The 14,982-nt window shown below is 71.7% G+C and carries 9 protein-coding genes; 4 read left to right on the top strand and 5 right to left on the bottom strand.

Annotated elements, in window-relative coordinates; genetic code table 11:
* Positions 1-45 precede the first annotated feature (45 nt).
* Positions 46-681 carry a class II aldolase/adducin family protein gene (locus Q7A36_RS28480; RefSeq protein ID WP_305107168.1) on the bottom strand — a complete coding sequence of 212 codons (636 nt, stop codon included), beginning with the start codon at positions 679-681 and terminating at the stop codon, positions 46-48.
* Positions 678-953, bottom strand: a complete 276-nt coding sequence (locus tag Q7A36_RS28475; protein WP_305107167.1) for a cupin domain-containing protein — start codon at positions 951-953, stop codon at positions 678-680. The genes Q7A36_RS28480 and Q7A36_RS28475 overlap by 4 nt, the downstream gene beginning before the upstream one ends.
* A 299-nt stretch (positions 954-1,252) precedes the next feature.
* On the opposite strand from Q7A36_RS28475, the gene Q7A36_RS28470 reads away from it, so the two are divergent.
* Positions 1,253-2,221 carry a Bug family tripartite tricarboxylate transporter substrate binding protein gene (locus Q7A36_RS28470; protein WP_305107166.1) on the top strand — a complete coding sequence of 323 codons (969 nt, stop codon included), beginning with the start codon at positions 1,253-1,255 and terminating at the stop codon, positions 2,219-2,221.
* 43 nt (positions 2,222-2,264) lie between these two features.
* On the opposite strand, the gene Q7A36_RS28465 is transcribed toward Q7A36_RS28470, so the two are convergent.
* The gene (locus tag Q7A36_RS28465) at positions 2,265-7,934 is read right to left on the bottom strand and encodes an FG-GAP-like repeat-containing protein (protein WP_305107165.1); all 5,670 of its coding nucleotides are present in this window, start codon (positions 7,932-7,934) and stop codon (positions 2,265-2,267) included.
* A gap of 249 nt (positions 7,935-8,183) precedes the next feature.
* On the bottom strand, positions 8,184-9,887 hold the full coding sequence (locus Q7A36_RS28460) for an electron transfer flavoprotein-ubiquinone oxidoreductase (RefSeq protein ID WP_305107164.1): 1,704 nt from the start codon (positions 9,885-9,887) through the stop codon (positions 8,184-8,186).
* A gap of 100 nt (positions 9,888-9,987) precedes the next feature.
* On the opposite strand from Q7A36_RS28460, the gene Q7A36_RS28455 reads away from it, so the two are divergent.
* The 3 genes from Q7A36_RS28455 (at position 9,988) to moaB (ending at position 13,329) form a co-directional block, all read left to right on the top strand.
* Positions 9,988-10,776: a uracil-DNA glycosylase gene (locus Q7A36_RS28455; RefSeq protein ID WP_305107163.1), complete on the top strand. Its 789-nt coding sequence runs from the start codon at positions 9,988-9,990 to the stop codon at positions 10,774-10,776.
* 136 nt (positions 10,777-10,912) lie between these two features.
* Positions 10,913-12,760, top strand: coding sequence for a lytic transglycosylase domain-containing protein (locus Q7A36_RS28450; RefSeq protein ID WP_305107162.1), 1,848 nt, complete (start codon positions 10,913-10,915; stop codon positions 12,758-12,760).
* Positions 12,761-12,786: 26 nt separating this feature from the next.
* The gene (gene moaB / locus Q7A36_RS28445; RefSeq protein WP_305107161.1) at positions 12,787-13,329 is read left to right on the top strand and encodes a molybdenum cofactor biosynthesis protein B; all 543 of its coding nucleotides are present in this window, start codon (positions 12,787-12,789) and stop codon (positions 13,327-13,329) included.
* A 113-nt stretch (positions 13,330-13,442) separates the two neighbouring features.
* Here moaB and pgmG read toward each other — a convergent pair whose 3' ends face one another.
* A complete protein-coding gene (gene pgmG, locus Q7A36_RS28440; RefSeq protein ID WP_305107160.1) occupies positions 13,443-14,858 on the bottom strand; it encodes a phosphoglucomutase/phosphomannomutase PgmG in 1,416 nt (471 codons plus the stop codon).
* Positions 14,859-14,982: the final 124 nt, after the last annotated feature.

The raw sequence follows: 14,982 nt of genomic DNA, 5'->3' as shown, positions 1-14,982 counted from the left end.
GCGGGGCACACGCCACGGTGGCGATGCCGCCGCGGTAAACCATCTTCAGCCGAGCCGGCCGTAGTCGCCGAACTGGGCGAAGACCGCCTGCAGCTCGGCCTCGGTCAGCAGGACGGGGGCGAGGCCGGCGCTGCGCAGGGCGAGGTACTGCCGCGCGAGGTTCTCCACCTCCATGGCCAGGGCGCGGGCGCCGGCCAGGGTCTTGCCGAGCGCGACGACGCCGTGATTGGCCAGCAGCGCCGCCTTGCGGCCCTCGAGCGCGGCGACGCAGGCCGTCGCCAGCGCCTCGGTGCCGAAGGTCGCGTAGGCGGAGCAGCGGATATCGGCACCGCCGCCGAGGGCGATCATGTAGTGGAAGGGCGGGATGCCCTGCCGGGCGCAGGAGAGCGCGGTGGCGAAGGGGCTGTGGGTATGCACCACCGCCCCCGCCTCCGGCCGCGCGGCATAGATCGCCGTATGCAGCCGCCATTCGGAGGAGGGCCGGCGGTGGCCGCCGACCACCGTGCCGTCCGGCGCGACCTCCACCAGGTCCTCCGGCATCGTCTCGGCATAGGGCAGCGCGGCCGGGGTGATCAGGCAGCCCGCCGGCGTCCGGATCGAGAGGTTGCCCGACTTGGACGGCATGAAGCCCAGCGCATCCAGCGCCCGGGCCGCGGCGATGAGCGCCTCGGAGGGGGTCATGCCTTGTGGCGGCGGCCGACCAGAAGCTCGGCCCCCTCCGCCCCGGCGGCCTCGGTGTGGCGGCAGCCGGCCTCCAGCGTGAAGACCTGGCCCGGGCCGCAATCCTGCACCCCGCCGGCGGAGGTCACGGTAAAGCGGCCGGTCAGCACCAGGCCACGCACGTCCCAGCCATGCTCGTGCTCGGGCAGCCCCTCATGCGCCGGCACCGGGCGGCGGAGGATCTCCTGGTAGCCCTCGGCGCGCAGCGAGGATTCGAAGCCGGCGGTGTCCATGGTCCTTGTTCCCTCCCTCTGGCCGCGGGTCCTGGGCGTGGCCGGCCGCATCAGGCAGTGGTCCACCCGCGCGTGGCCGCAGGACGCGCCGGCAGAATCCTAGCTTCGGAGCCGGCAGCCTGAGAGCACGGCGGCGAGATTGCAATGCGCCAGACCGCCGATGGCCGGCATCCCGGCCGGCTCCCGACGCCGTCGAAGCCATCCCCGTGCTGAACGGCCGCGCGAGGGGCGCCATGCGGCGCGGGCTGCGGCTATGCTGCGCCGGCGGGGCGGAAGACCCCGCGGGGAGGAGCCGAACCATGCATCGCCGCACCCTGCTGCCCGCCCTCGCGGGCCTGCCCCTGCTGCCCCGCGCCGCCGCGGCGCAGGCCTGGACGCCCGACCGGCCGATCCGAATGCTGGTCGGCTTCGCCGCCGGCGGCAGCACCGACACCACGGCGCGGATCGTCGCGCAGGCCATCATCCCGGCGCTCGGCCAATCGGTGGTGGTGGAGAACCGGACCGGCGCCGGGGGCAATGTCGCCTCCGAGGCCGGGGCGCGGGCGGCGCCCGACGGCTATACGCTGGTCATGGCCTCCATGGGCACCCATGCGGTGAACCAGGCGCTCTACCGCACCCTGCCCTTCCATGTCGCGAAGGACTTCGCCGCCGTCTCGCTGGTCTGCCTCTCGCACAGCCTGCTGGTGGTGCGCCCCTCCCTGCCGGCGCGGAGCGTGGCGGAGCTGGTCGCCATGGCGAAGGCGAAGCCGGGCGGGCTGAATGCCGGCACCGGCGGCTCCGGCAGCTCGCAGCACTTCTCGCTGGCGCTGTTCGAGCACCAGGCCGGGGTGAAGTTCACGCAGGTGCATTATCGCGGCGGCGCGCCGGCCATGGCGGACCTGGTCTCCGGGCGCGTCGACCTGGTCTTCGCGCCGATCGTCGAGAGCGTGCAGCAGGTGCGCGCCGGGCAGGTCCGGGCGCTCGGCATCACCCGCCGCGACCGCTCCCCCTATTTCCCCGATGTCCCGGCGATCGGCGAGCAGGTGCCGGGCTATGTCTTCTCGAGCTGGCTCGGCGTCTTCGCCCCCGCGGGCACGCCAGCGCCGGTGGTGGCGCGGCTGTCGGAGGCGATCCAGGCCGCCATGCGCGTCCCGGCGATGCGCGAGCGCATGGCGGAGCTGGGCTACGACGCCGTCGGCACCACGGCGGAGGAATTCTCCACCTTCCAGCAGGCGGAGATCACGCGGACCGCGGAGTTGGTGCGGCTCTCCGGCGCCGCGGTGGAGTAGTGCGGGAGGCACGGCGGTGCCGCCGCGCCTCCCGTCGCCCGCCTCAGATCACCGTCCAGGCCGGGCCGGTGGTGCCGAGATAGCTGGCCGTGCCATGGAGCCCGTCCATCTGCCAGATGGAGAGCGCGCCGCTGTCGTGCCGCCACAGGATGTCGGCCTTGCCGTTGCCGTCATAGTCGGCCACGCCGGCCACCTGCCAGGACTGGTCGAGCACGGCGAAGCCGTCGCCGCCGGCGAGGGTCGCGCCATCCATCCACCACTCCGCGACGCCGCCGCCCTGCATGTCGCGGAGCAGCAGGTCCGCCTTGCCATCGGCGTTGAAGTCGGCCGCGCCCACCACCTGCCAATTGGCGCCGGGATAGCCGACCACGCCGCCGCCGGCATAGTTGATGCCATCCATCAGCCAGATCGAGATGGTGCCGTTGGCATGCTGCCAGGCGAGGTCGGACTTGCCGTCGCCGTTGAAGTCGGCGATCGCCGCCACCCGCCAGGCCGGATCGACGATGCCGAAGCCGTCGCCGCCGATATAGGTGGTGCCGTTCATCCACCACTGGGCGATGCCGCCACCGGCGTCGCGCCAGAGGATGTCGGCATGGCCGTCGCCGTTGAAGTCGCCGGTGCCCACCACCGACCAGCTTGGCGCGGCGAAGCCGAAGACGCCGCCGCCGAGCACCTGCGTGCCATCCATGCGGTTGATCGCCGCCAGGCCGTCATCCTGCCGCCAGAGGATGTCCGCGCGCCCGTCGCCGTCGAAGTCGCCGGTGGCGGCAACCTTCCAGCCGGCGCCGGGCGACTGCAGCGCGCCGCCGCCGACATGGGCGACGCCGTCCATCTGCCACTGCTCGACGCTGCCATCCGCCCCGCGCAGCAGGATGTCGCTGGTGCCCGTGCCGGTGAAGTCGCGGATCACCGTGTGCAAGGCGCGGTCGCCGTCGCTGAAGCGCGCCACCTCGAAGCCGAACAGCGTGTCGGTGCCGTCCGGCCCCGTCGCCGTCCAGGACCCGTCGGCATTGTGCAGCAGGACGGTCTGCGCGCTGGTGCCGGAGAACACCGCGACATCGCGGCCGGCGCCGCCCTCCAGCCGGTCATTGCCCGCGCCGCCGGAGGCCTGGTCGTCGCCGCCGCCGAGCGAGATCAGGTCGTGGCCGGTGGTGCCGGTCACCGTCTCCGCGGCGTCGGTACCGGTATATTGGTACTGCAGTCCGGCCAGCGTGCCGGCATAGGCCACCGCCTGGACCTGCGTCGTCACGCCGCCGCTCGTGACGGCGAAGTTCGGCAGGGTCGCCGGCGGCTGCGACGGGCCATCGCCGCCGCCACTGCCCACCGGGTCTCCGCCGCCCTGGCCGCCGCCGGGCGTATCGCCGCCCGTGCTCCCGCCGCCGGTGCCGCCGCCGCCGGTGCCGCCGCCGGTGCCGCCCGAGCCGGTGTCGGGCGGAGTGACCGCCGCGCCATAGGTGACGTCATTGGCGCCGAGCGCGGTGACGCCGGCGAGGAAGACGGCGTCGGTGCCGGTGCCGTAGTGGACCGCCAGGCCGGCCGTGCCGCTGAGGGTCGCCGCCTCCATCCGCACCAGATCGGCGGTGATGCCCGGGCCGAAGACGATGTGGTCGGTGCCGGACTTGAAGCCGTCGATCCGGTCCGTGCCGTCGCCGAGCGAGAAGCGGAACTCATCCGCGCCCGCACCGGCCGCCATGGTGTCGTTGCCCTGGCCACCCACAAGCGTGTCGCCGCCATTGCCAGCCGCCAGCGTGTCGTCGCCCGTGGTGCCCTGACGCAGGGTCGGCGGCTGCACCACCGGCGCGCCATAGGTGACGTCGTTGGCACCCAGCGCGGTGACACCGGCGAGGAAGATCGAGTCCGTCCCATTGCCGTAGTGGACCGCCAGGCCCGCCGTGCCGCTGAGGGTCGCCGCCTCCATCCGCACCAGATCGGCGGTGATGCCCGGGCCGAAGACGATGTGGTCGGTGCCGGACTTGAAGCCGTCGATCCGGTCCGTGCCGTCGCCGAGCGAGAAGCGGAACTCATCCGCGCCCGCACCGGCCGCCATGGTGTCGTTGCCCTGGCCACCCACAAGCGTGTCGCCGCCATTGCCAGCCGCCAGCGTGTCGTCGCCCGTGGTGCCCTGACGCAGGGTCGGCGGCTGCACCACCGGCGCGCCATAGGTGACGTCGTTGGCACCCAGCGCGGTGACACCGGCGAGGAAGATCGAGTCCGTCCCATTGCCGTAGTGGACCGCCAGGCCCGCCGTGCCGCTGAGGGTCGCCGCCTCCATCCGCACCAGATCGGCGGTGATGCCCGGGCCGAAGACGATGTGGTCGGTGCCGGACTTGAAGCCGTCGATCCGATCGGTGCCATCGCCCAGCGAGAAGCGGAATTCGTCCGCGCCCGCGCTGGCCGCCATGGTATCGTTGCCCTGGCCGCCCACCAGCGTGTCGCCGCCATTGCCGGCCGCCAGCGTGTCGTCGCCCGTGGTGCCCTGGCGCAGGGTCGGCGGCTGCACCACCGGCGCGCCATAGGTGATGTCGTTGGCGCCCAGCGCGGTGACGCCGGCGAGGAAGACGGCGTCGGTGCCGGTGCCGTAGTGGACCGCCAGGCCGGCCGTGCCGCTGAGGGTCGTCGCCTCCATCCGCACCAGATCGGCGGTGATGCCCGGGCCGAAGACGATGTGGTCGGTGCCGGACTTGAAGCCGTCGATCCGGTCCGTGCCGTCGCCCAGCGAGAAGCGGAACTCGTCCGCGCCCGCGCCGGCTGCCATGGTGTCATTGCCCTGGCCGCCCACCAGCGTGTCGCCGCCATTGCCGGCCGCCAGCGTGTCGTCGCCCGTGGTGCCCTGGCGCAAGGTCGGCGGCTGCACCACCGGCGCGTCATAGGTGATGTCGTTGGCGCCCAGCGCGGTGACGCCGGCGAGGAAGACGGCGTCGGTGCCGGTACCATAGTAGACCGCCAGGCCGTCGACACCGAGTTTCAGGGGCTCCACCCGCACCAGGTCGGCGGTGATGCCCGGGCCGAAGACGATGTGGTCGGTGCCGGGCTTGAAGCCGTCAATCCAGTCGTTCCCGTCGCCCAGCGAGAAGCGGAACTCGTCCGCGCCCGCGCCGGCCGCCATGATGTCATTGCCCTGGCCGCCCACCAGCGTGTCGCCGCCGCCGCCGGCCGCCAGTGTGTCGTCGCCCGTCGTTCCCTGTCGGAGTGTCGGCGGCTGCACCACCGGCGCACCGTAGGTGATGTCGTTGGCGCCCAGCGCAGTGACGCCGGCGAGGAAGACGGCGTCGGTGCCGGTGCCGTAGTAGACCGCCAGGCCATCGACACCGAGGTTCAGCGGCTCGATCCGCACGAGGTCGGCGGTGATGCCCGGGCCGAAGACGATGTGGTCCGTACCGGGCTTGAAGCCGTCGACCCAGTCATTCCCGTCGCCAAGGGAGAAGCGGAACTCGTCCGCGCCCGCGCCGGCCGCCATGGTGTCGTTGCCCTGGCCGCCCACCAGCGTGTCGCCGCCGCCGCCGGCCGCCAAGTTGTCGTCGCCCGTCGTTCCCTGTCGGAGTGTCGGCGGCTGCACCACCGGCGCGCCATAGGTGATGTCATTGGCACCCAGCGCAGTGACGCCGGCGAGGAAGACGGCGTCGGTGCCGGTGCCGTAGTAGACCGCCAGACCATCGACACCGAGGTTCAGCGCCTCCACCCGCACCAGGTCGGCGGTGATGCCCGGGCCGAAGACGATGTGGTCGGTGCCGGACTTGAAGCCGTCGATCCAGTCGTTCCCGTCGCCGAGCGAGAAGCGGAACTCGTCCGCGCCCGCGCCCGCGGCCAGGAAGTCGTTGCCCTGGCCACCCACCAGCGTGTCGCCGCCGCCGCCGGCCGCCAAGTTGTCGTCGCCCGCCGTTCCCTGTCGGAGTGTCGGCGGCTGCACCACCGGCGCGCCATAGGTGATGTCATTGGCACCCAGCGCGGTGACGCCGGCGAGGAAGACGGCGTCGGTGCCGGTGCCGTAGTAGATCGCCAGGCCATCGACACCGAGGTTCAGCGCCTCGATCCGCACGAGGTCGGCGGTGATGCCCGGGCCGAAGACGATGTGGTCCGTGCCGGGCTTGAAGCCGTCGATCCAGTCGTTCCCGTCGCCGAGCGAGAAGCGGAACTCGTCCGCGCCCGCGCCCGCGGCCAGGAAGTCGTTGCCCTGGCCACCCACCAGCGTGTCGCCGCCGCCGCCGGCCGCCAGGTTGTCGTCGCCCGTGGTGCCCTGGCGCAGCGTCGGCGGCTGGACCGGCGGTGGGGCGAAGGCGAGATCGTTCGGGCCGAGCGCCGTGACGCCGGCGAGGACGATGCCATCCCCGTTCGGACCGTAGAGGATACCGAGGCCCTCAAGACCATCCTGGGAGAAGGGGAAGATCTGGATATCGGCATCCGTGATGCCGGCACCGAAGCTGATCTTGTCCACCCCCGGCTTGAAGTCGAACACGGTGTCGTTGCCGTCACCGAGCGAGAAGACGAAGGTGTCGGCGCCGGCGCCGGCGGTCAGCACGTCGTCGCCCTTGCCGCCGATGACCGTGTCGCCGCCGGTGCCGGCCGCGAGGTTGTCCGCACCGTCGGTGCCGGGCACCGTGACCCCGGGCTGCACCACCGCGCCATCGATGACGAGGCCGGCGACGGGCGTCCGCAGCGGCATGCCCTGGTCGTCGTAGATCGCATTGCCGGTCGCGGGTCCGCTCGTCCCGAGCAGATGGGTGTCGCCGTAGCCGTAATAGATCTTGGCCCCGACCGGCAGATCGGTGCCGAAGCTGACGACCAGCGTATTGCCGGCGCCGAGTGCCACGCCGGTCGCCTTCAGGACGGTCGAGCCCGCGATGGCCTGCCAGCCGATGCCCGTGGCCGCATCCGCATCGAGCGCCTGCAGCGAGGCCGCGCCATCGAACTTGAGCGTGACCGTGACCTGCCCGGCCGCGCTGCGCTGCGCCTGCACGGCGACAGGACCCGTGTCGTCGATATTGCCGCCGCCCAGCTTCACCGGCGAGCCGTCCTTGGCGTAGACGCCGAAGGCCTCGGCGATGCTGCGCGCTGCCCGCTCCGCGACCAGGTCGGCATCCGCCTGGCTCATATGGCCGCCGGCGCCCTCGAAGACGCCGTTCATGGCGAGGTCGTCGTTCTCGGCGGTCAGGCGGGCGCCGAAGCTGCCATCGGCCGCGAGGTCCGCCATCCCGGTGCGGATCGCCTGCGCGCCGGGATCGGCCGCGCCGTTGCTGTCCAGCGGAATCGGCTCGACGAAGACATAGGAGATCGGGTTGCTGGTGGAGAGCCCGGCATTGAACGCGGCGCGGACCAGCGATGCGTCGTAGCGCACCGCGTCCTCCCAGGTGGCGGCGGTCAGCGTGGCGTTGCCGCTGTCATACTCGCTGTGCAGCCAGAGCACGACCGTCGGGTCGTCGCGCTGGTCGGCCGGCAGGCTGGTGACGTAGTTCACCAGCGCCTTCTCGTAGGCCTGCTGCTCCCAGCCCTGCTGGCCATTGGTCGTGGTTGGCTTCAGCCAGTCGCCGATCAGCGAGGTGCCGGAGACGGAGGTGTACTTGTCGCCGGCGTCATAGGGCTTGAACAGCAGGGTCACGGTATCGGCCTTGCCGTCGAAGCCGAGCAATTGCTCGATCCGTGCCGTGAGGGCGGCCCCGGCCTCCTGCCCCAGGACGATGGAGTTCGACTGCCCACGCAGCAGCACGTTCAGGTTCACGCTTTTGCTCTCCCCAAGGGCGCCGCTCCAATACGGGGGCGGCATGGCTATCGGGAGAAAAGCGCGATGCAGGTCGCCGGTCTTTCCACAAATTAGATAATGCCGAACACCATTTTGTTATGTATTCGACACTGTCCTTTTCACGACTCAAGAAGACGGGCGTGCGTTATATCGTAATGCGAGAAATATTATACTTACTTTTCTACTCCGGATTGCGGCCGTCCGGTCGCCCGGACGGCCAGGCAGCGGTCACATGCCGCCGATGTAGTTCGGCCCGCCGCCGCCCTCGGGCGTCGTCCAGTCGATGTTCTGCGTCGGGTCCTTGATGTCGCAGGTTTTGCAGTGCACACAGTTCTGCGCGTTGATGACGAGGCGCGCGCCACCATTGCCGGCCTCGACCGCGGCCCCCTCGCCCGTCGCCTCCGCATCGGGCGTGCCCTTCAGCTCCCGCTCCGCCTCCGGCCCCACCGCTTCGTAGACCGCGGCCGGGCAGTAGCGGCTCTCCGGGCTGCGGAACTGCTCCCAGTTCACCGGCGTCCAGCGCGACGGGTCGCGCAGCTTCAGGTGCGCCGGCTGGTCCTCCTCATGGTTGGTGTTCGACAGGAACACCGAGGAGAGCCGATCGAAGGTCAGCTTGCCGTCCGGCTTGGGGTAGACGATGCGCGTCGCCTCGCTCGCCTTCTTCAGGCGTTCGTGGTCCTCGTGGTGGTGCCAGGTCCAGGGCGCCTTGCCGCGGAAGACATAGGTGTCGAGCGCCGCCGTCACGAGGCCGCCGAACAACCCGTACTTGGCGAAGCCGGGGCGGATGTTGCGCACGCTGCGCAACTCCTCCCAGACCCAGCTCTTCTCGAGCGCCTGCGGGTAGCTCTCCAGCACCGGCGGCCGCGCCTCCTGCGCCAGCGCCGCCGCCACCGCCTCGGCCGCCACCATGCCGCTCTTCATGGCGGTGTGGCTGCCCTTGATCTTGGGGACGTTCAGGAAGCCGGCGGTGTCGCCGATCAGCATGCCGCCCGGGAAGACCAGCTTCGGGATGGCCTGGAAGCCGCCCTCGTTCAGCGCGCGTGCCCCATACGCAACCCGCTTGCCGCCCTCCAGCATCTTCCGCACCTCGGGATGCGTCTTGAAGCGCTGGAACTCATCGAAGGGCGAGAGCCACGGGTTCGGATAGTCGAGGCCGACGACGAAGCCGAGGGAGACCAGGTTCTCGCCCAGCATGTAGAGCCAGGAGCCGCCATAGGTGTCGCGCTGCAGCGGCCAGCCGATGGAATGCCAGACCAGGCCGGGGGTGTGCTTCTCCTTCGGGATCTCCCACAGCTCCTTCATGCCGAGGGCGAAGGTCTGCGGCGCGCAGTCGCGGCGGAGGTCGTAGCGCTCGAAGAGCTTCTTGGTCAGCGACCCGCGGCAGCCCTCGGCGAAGAGCGTGTAGGTGGCGCGCAGCTCCATGCCGGGCTGGTAGTTCGGGCCCTTCTCGCCGTCCTTCTGGATGCCCATGACGCCGGCGACGACGCCCTTGACCTGCCCGTCCTCGACGATGGTCTCGGAGGCCGCGAAGCCCGGATAGATCTCGATGCCGAGCGCCTCGGCCTTCTGGCCCAGCCAGCGGCAGACATTGCCGAGCGAGACGATGTAGTTGCCGTGATTGTCCATGCCGGGCGGCGTCGGCAGGCGGAAGGCGCGCGTCTCGGTCAGGTACATGAAGTGGTCGGCGCCGGCCGGCGTCGCCAGGGCCGGCGGGTCGTCGCGCCAATCGGGGATCAGCTCGTCCAGCGCCCGGGGCTCGAGCACCGCGCCGGAGAGGATATGCGCGCCGATCTCGCTGCCCTTCTCGACCAGGCAGACGGAGGCCTCGGGCGCGACCTGCTTCAGGCGGATCGCGGCGGCGAGGCCGGCCGGCCCGCCTCCCACGATCAGCACGTCGAACTCCATCGCTTCCCGCTCTTCCGCGCCGGACATGCCGTGCTCCTCCTGTTCCCTCGGGCATGTAGCCTCGCTTCGGGTTGCGCGTAACCCCGGCCCCGGCCGATACGGAAGGGGCGAGGAGGCGGGCGCGGCGATGGAGGCGATGACGCGGGAGGCGCTGCTGGCGGCGCTCCGTCTGCAGATCGACTGGGGGGCGGACGAGGCGCTGGAGGAGGCGGCGCTCGACCGCACGGTGGCCCGCACGCCGGCGCCCGCGACACCGGCCCGGCAGGCGCCGGCACTGGTCCTGCCCACCCGCGCGGTGGTCGGCGCACCGCCGGCCGTCACCCGGGCGGCGGCGCTGGCGGCACAGGCGGACAACCTGCCCGCCCTGCGCGAGGCCATGGCCGCCTTCGACGGCAGCCCCCTGCGGGAGACCGCGACCAACCTGGTCTTCGCCGATGGCGTGCCCGAGAGCGGGCTGATGCTGATCGGCGAGGCGCCGGGCGGCGACGAGGACCGCCTCGGCCGCCCCTTCGTCGGGGTTTCCGGCCAGTTGCTGGACCGCATGCTGGCGAGCATCGGCCTCAGGCGGGAGGAGAGCTTCTACATCACCAACATCCTCCCCTTCCGCCCGCCCGGGAACCGGACGCCGACGGATGCGGAGATCTCCCTCTTCCTGCCCTTCGTGCTGCGCCACATCGCCCTCGCCCGGCCGCGGCACCTGGTGCTGCTCGGCGGCGTCGCGGCCAAGTCGCTGCTGCGCTCGAAGGAAGGGATCACCCGGCTGCGCGGCCGTTGGCATGAAGTAACGAAAAATGATGGCCAGTCACTCCCGGCACTGGCGACACTCCATCCCGCCTACCTGCTGCGGAACCCGGCGGCGAAGCGAGATGCCTGGGTCGATCTGCTGTTGCTGCAGCGGAGCCTCTCACGCCAATAGCGGGCGGAATGCCGATTCCTTTATCGGTCAGCAAACGGTAAACATCTGAGATTACACATCGCGCGGTTTTTTCCTGGCTCGTCTCGCATTTTCGGGGTTGCGCCGACCGCGGCTGCAGCGCTAACGGGAACGGGCCATGACCGCGATCCGCGCCATGGCCCGCGACGCCCTTCGCCCCCTGCTTGCCGGGGTCCTGTGGGGCGCGGCGCTGGTGAGCGGGGGTATCAACCCCGCCCTGGCGCAAAGGGCCATAGATCAAGGCCCCCTTGGCCAGACCGCCATGAGCGTCCCCCGGCCCGCCACCCCTGGCGGGGTTCCCGGCCTGCCCCAGGTCTTGGCCCCGTCCGACGCCGCCCGGCTGCGACGCATCTTCGACCTCCAGTCGCGTGGCGACCTGGCCGCGGCGGCGCGCGAGTCGGACCGGCTGGGCGACCGCCGGCTGCTGGGCCATGTGCTGGCCGACCGCTTCCTGCGGCCGGGCGCGCATCCGCAGCCGGCCGAGGTCCAGGCCTGGCTGGCGCAATATGCCGACCACCCGGACGCGCCCGGCATCCATGCGCTGCTGGGCCGGTTGCTGCCGCGCGGCGCCACGCTGCCCGCCCCGCCCGTGCCGCCCGAATCCCTGCCGCCGGAGGCGATCCTCGCCCCGGAGGAGGCCTCCCCCCTCTCGGCCGCGGTCGCCCGCAACCCGGCGCTGGACCGGGCGGTGCGGGAGCGGGCGCAGCAGGGCAAGGCGGCCGCCGCGCTGGCCCTGATCCAGCAGGGCAAGGGGATCTCGCCGGCCTATGCCGGGCTGCTGAAGGCGGACCTCGCGATCGGCCTCTTCCGCGCCGGCAAGGACGAGGAGGCGCTCAGGATCGCCGCCGAGGCCGCCCGGGCGGGCGAGCCGAGCGGCCTCGCCGCCTTCGCCGCCGGCCTCTCCGCCTGGGGGCTGGAACGCTGGGACGCCGCCCTCCCCTTCTTCGAGCGCGCCGCCCGCACCGAGCAGGCCGCACCCGCGCTGCGCGCGGCCGCCGCCTTCTGGACCGCCCGCGCCGCGGTGCGCGCCCGCCGGCCCGCGCTCTACGTGCCCTGGATGATGCAGGCGGCGCAGGAGCCGCGCACCTTCTACGGCCTCGTCGCCCGCCGCGCCCTCGGGCTCGCCCCCGGCTTCGCCTGGGAGGGCGAGCTGGCCGGGGAGGCGGAGGCGGCGGCCATCGCCGAGACCGCCGGGGGCTGGCGGGCGCTGGCCCTGCTGCAGATCGGCCAGACAGGGCGGGCGGAGGCCGAACTGCGGCAGCTCTGGGCCCAGGCGCAGCGCAATCCCGGCCTGGTGCGGGCCATGATGGTGGTGGCCGCCCAGGCCAGCCTCACCGGCCTGACCTCGCAGCTCGCCGCCGCCTCCCAGGCCGAGGACGGGCGGCCGCGCGACTTCGCCCGCTTCCCGGTGCCGAAGCTCATCCCGCAGGGCGGCTTCCGCGTCGACCCGGCGCTGCTCTACGCGCTCGCCCTGCAGGAGAGCCGCTTCGATGCCGGCGCCGTCTCCCCGGCCGGGGCGCGCGGGCTCATGCAGATCATGCCGGCGACGGCGAGCTACCTGGCACGCGACCCGTCGCTGGCGACGGAGGGCGCGCAGCGGCTGCATGACCCGGGGTTCTCGCTCGAGCTCGGGCAGCGCTACGTCCACTACCTCGCGCGGCACGAGGCTGTGGAGGGCAACCTCATCCGCCTGCTCGCGGCCTACAATGCCGGCCCCGGCAACCTGCTGAAATGGCTCCCGGCGCATGACCACCGGGACGACCCCTTCCTCTTCGTCGAGGCGATCCCCTTCGACGAGACGCGGGGCTTCGTGCAGCAGGTGCTCACCTTCTCCTGGATCTACGCCTCCCGCCTCGGCCTGCCCGCGCCGAGCCTCGACCAGCTCGCGGCCGGCAGCTTCCCGAAATTCGCCGGGGTGGAGGAGGTCACGGCCATGCTGCGCCAGCGGGGCCGCACGCTACATTAGGCGGGACGCCAGACCCGGAGCGCCCCATGCCGATCGATGAGAGCCTGCCCTTCCTCCCCGTCAACATCGCGGTCCTGACCGTCTCCGATACGCGGGACATGGCGAGCGACCGCTCCGGCCAGACCCTGCAGGAGCGCATCGAGGCCGCCGGCCATCGCTGCGTGGCGCGGGAGATCGTCAAGGATGAGGCGGATGCGATCGAGGCGGTGCTGCGCCGCTGGATCGCCGACCCGAGCATCGATTGCGGCATCACCACGGGCGGCACCGGCATCACCGGCCGCGACGTGACGCCGGAGGCCTTCAAGCGCGTGCTGGAGAAGGAGATCGAGGGCTTCGGCGAGCTGTTCCGGATGCTGAGCTACCGCAAGATCGGCACCTCCACGATGCAGAGCCGCGCCCTCGGCGGCGTCGCGGATGGCACCTATCTCTTCGCCCTGCCCGGCAGCACCGGCGCCTGCAAGGATGCCTGGGACGACATCCTGGTCTTCCAGCTCGACGCCCGGCACCGTCCCTGCAACCTGGTCGAGCTGATGCCGCGGCTGAAGGAGCACCTGACGGCGGCGGCCTGACCGGGCGGAATGCGGCGCCCCGTCAGCCTGCGGACGGGGCGACGCCGCCGGGCACGGGACGACCGGGCCTGCGGAACCTCGCCGCGCGGCGCAGGCCGCGCGGCGACCCCGGCTCAGTGGCCGGCATTCTCGCCGGAGAAGTCCGGCGCCGCCAGGCCGCTCGCGGTGAGCTGCTCGACCAGCCCGGCCTTGAGGCGCTCGAGGCCCTCCGGCGAGGTCGCCTCGCAGCGCGCGACCAGCACCGCCTGGGTGTTGGAGGCGCGGAGCAGCCACCAGCCATCCGCGGTCAGCACGCGGACGCCGTCCACGTCCTGCACCTTGGCGCCGGACTTCGAGAGCCGCTCCTTCACCTCCTTCACCACCTCGAACTTCCGCTCCTCCGGGCAGTCGAAGCGCAGCTCGGGTGTATTGATCACCTGCGGCAGGGCGGCGCGCACCTGGCTCAGCGTTTCCTGCATGCGGGCGACGATGCCGAGCAGGCGGACGGCGGAATAGGGCGCGTCGTCGAAGCCGTACCACTTGTCCGCGAAGAAGATGTGGCCGGACATCTCGCCCGCGAGCGGCGAGCCGGTCTCGGCCATCTTCGCCTTGATCAGGCTATGGCCGGTCTTCCACATCAGCGGCTGGCCGCCGGCCTTGCCGATCTCGTCGAACAGCACCTGGCTCGCCTTGACGTCGGCGATGATGGTGCCGCCCGGCTTGTGCTTCAGCACGTCGCGCGCCAGCACGACGAGGAGCTGGTCGCCGAAGAGGATATGGCCCTCGTTGTCCACCACGCCGATGCGGTCCGCATCGCCGTCGAAGGCGATGCCGAGATCGGCCTTCTCGCGCGCCACCTCCTCGATCAGTTGCTCGAGGTTCTTGGCGACGGTCGGGTCGGGATGGTGGTTCGGGAAGCTGCCGTCGACCTCGGCATTGATGACGAAATGCTCGCCCGGCAGCTTCGCCGCCAGCACCTTGGTGACATTGGCGCCCGAGCCGTTGCCCGGGTCCCACACCACCTTCAGCTTGCGCTCGCCGCCGTCGTAATCCTCCAGCACGCGGGCGACATAGGCGTCCATGATGTCGACCTGCCGGTCGCTGCCCTCCGTCGAGACGGGGACGACGTCGCCCTCCCGCGCCATGCGGCCGATCTCCTGGATCTGCGCGCCGTAGAAGGGCTTGCGGCCCAGCATCATCTTGAAGCCGTTGTAATCAGGCGGATTGTGGCTGCCGGTGACCATGACCGCGCCGTCGGCGGCGAAGTGATAAGCGGCGAAGTAGAGCATCGGCGTGGCGACAAGGCCGATGCGGATCACCTCCAACCCGCAGGCGCGCAGCCCGGCGACGAGCTGCGGCTCGAGGTCCGGGGAGGAGAGCCGGCCGTCATAGCCGACCGCGACCTTGGTGCCGCCGGCGCGCGCCACCATGCTGCCGAAGCAGCGGCCGATGGCGAAGGCATCCTCCGGCTGCAGCGTCTTCCCCACGATGCCGCGGATGTCGTATTCGCGCAGCACGGTCCGGTCGAAGCTGTGGTGGAAGGCGGTCATGAGGCTCTCCGCGTTTTGGCGGCGGGCGCTTGCCCGTCGCGATCAGGGACGGCCGATCGAGGCATAGGCGAAGCCGGCCGCACGCATGGCCTCCGGATCATAGACGTTCCTGAGGTCCAGCAGA

The organism is Paracraurococcus lichenis (genome assembly GCF_030657435.1).
In the GTDB taxonomy this organism is placed as follows: domain Bacteria; phylum Pseudomonadota; class Alphaproteobacteria; order Acetobacterales; family Acetobacteraceae; genus Paracraurococcus; species Paracraurococcus lichenis.
Note: the sequence above shows the minus strand (reverse complement) of the source record. Positions and strands in the feature narration are given on the sequence as shown.

What these genes read in the sequence shown, in the direction of transcription:
- Q7A36_RS28475 (WP_305107167.1), bottom strand. Translation starts at nt 953, where the DNA reads ATGGACACCGCCGGCTTCGAATCCTCGCTGCGCGCCGAGGGCTACCAG.
- pgmG (WP_305107160.1), bottom strand. Translation starts at nt 14,858, where the DNA reads ATGACCGCCTTCCACCACAGCTTCGACCGGACCGTGCTGCGCGAATAC.
- Q7A36_RS28450 (WP_305107162.1), top strand. Translation starts at nt 10,913, where the DNA reads ATGACCGCGATCCGCGCCATGGCCCGCGACGCCCTTCGCCCCCTGCTT.
- Q7A36_RS28455 (WP_305107163.1), top strand. Translation starts at nt 9,988, where the DNA reads ATGGAGGCGATGACGCGGGAGGCGCTGCTGGCGGCGCTCCGTCTGCAG.
- Q7A36_RS28470 (WP_305107166.1), top strand. Translation starts at nt 1,253, where the DNA reads ATGCATCGCCGCACCCTGCTGCCCGCCCTCGCGGGCCTGCCCCTGCTG.
- moaB (WP_305107161.1), top strand. Translation starts at nt 12,787, where the DNA reads ATGCCGATCGATGAGAGCCTGCCCTTCCTCCCCGTCAACATCGCGGTC.
- Q7A36_RS28480 (WP_305107168.1), bottom strand. Translation starts at nt 681, where the DNA reads ATGACCCCCTCCGAGGCGCTCATCGCCGCGGCCCGGGCGCTGGATGCG.
- Q7A36_RS28460 (WP_305107164.1), bottom strand. Translation starts at nt 9,887, where the DNA reads ATGTCCGGCGCGGAAGAGCGGGAAGCGATGGAGTTCGACGTGCTGATC.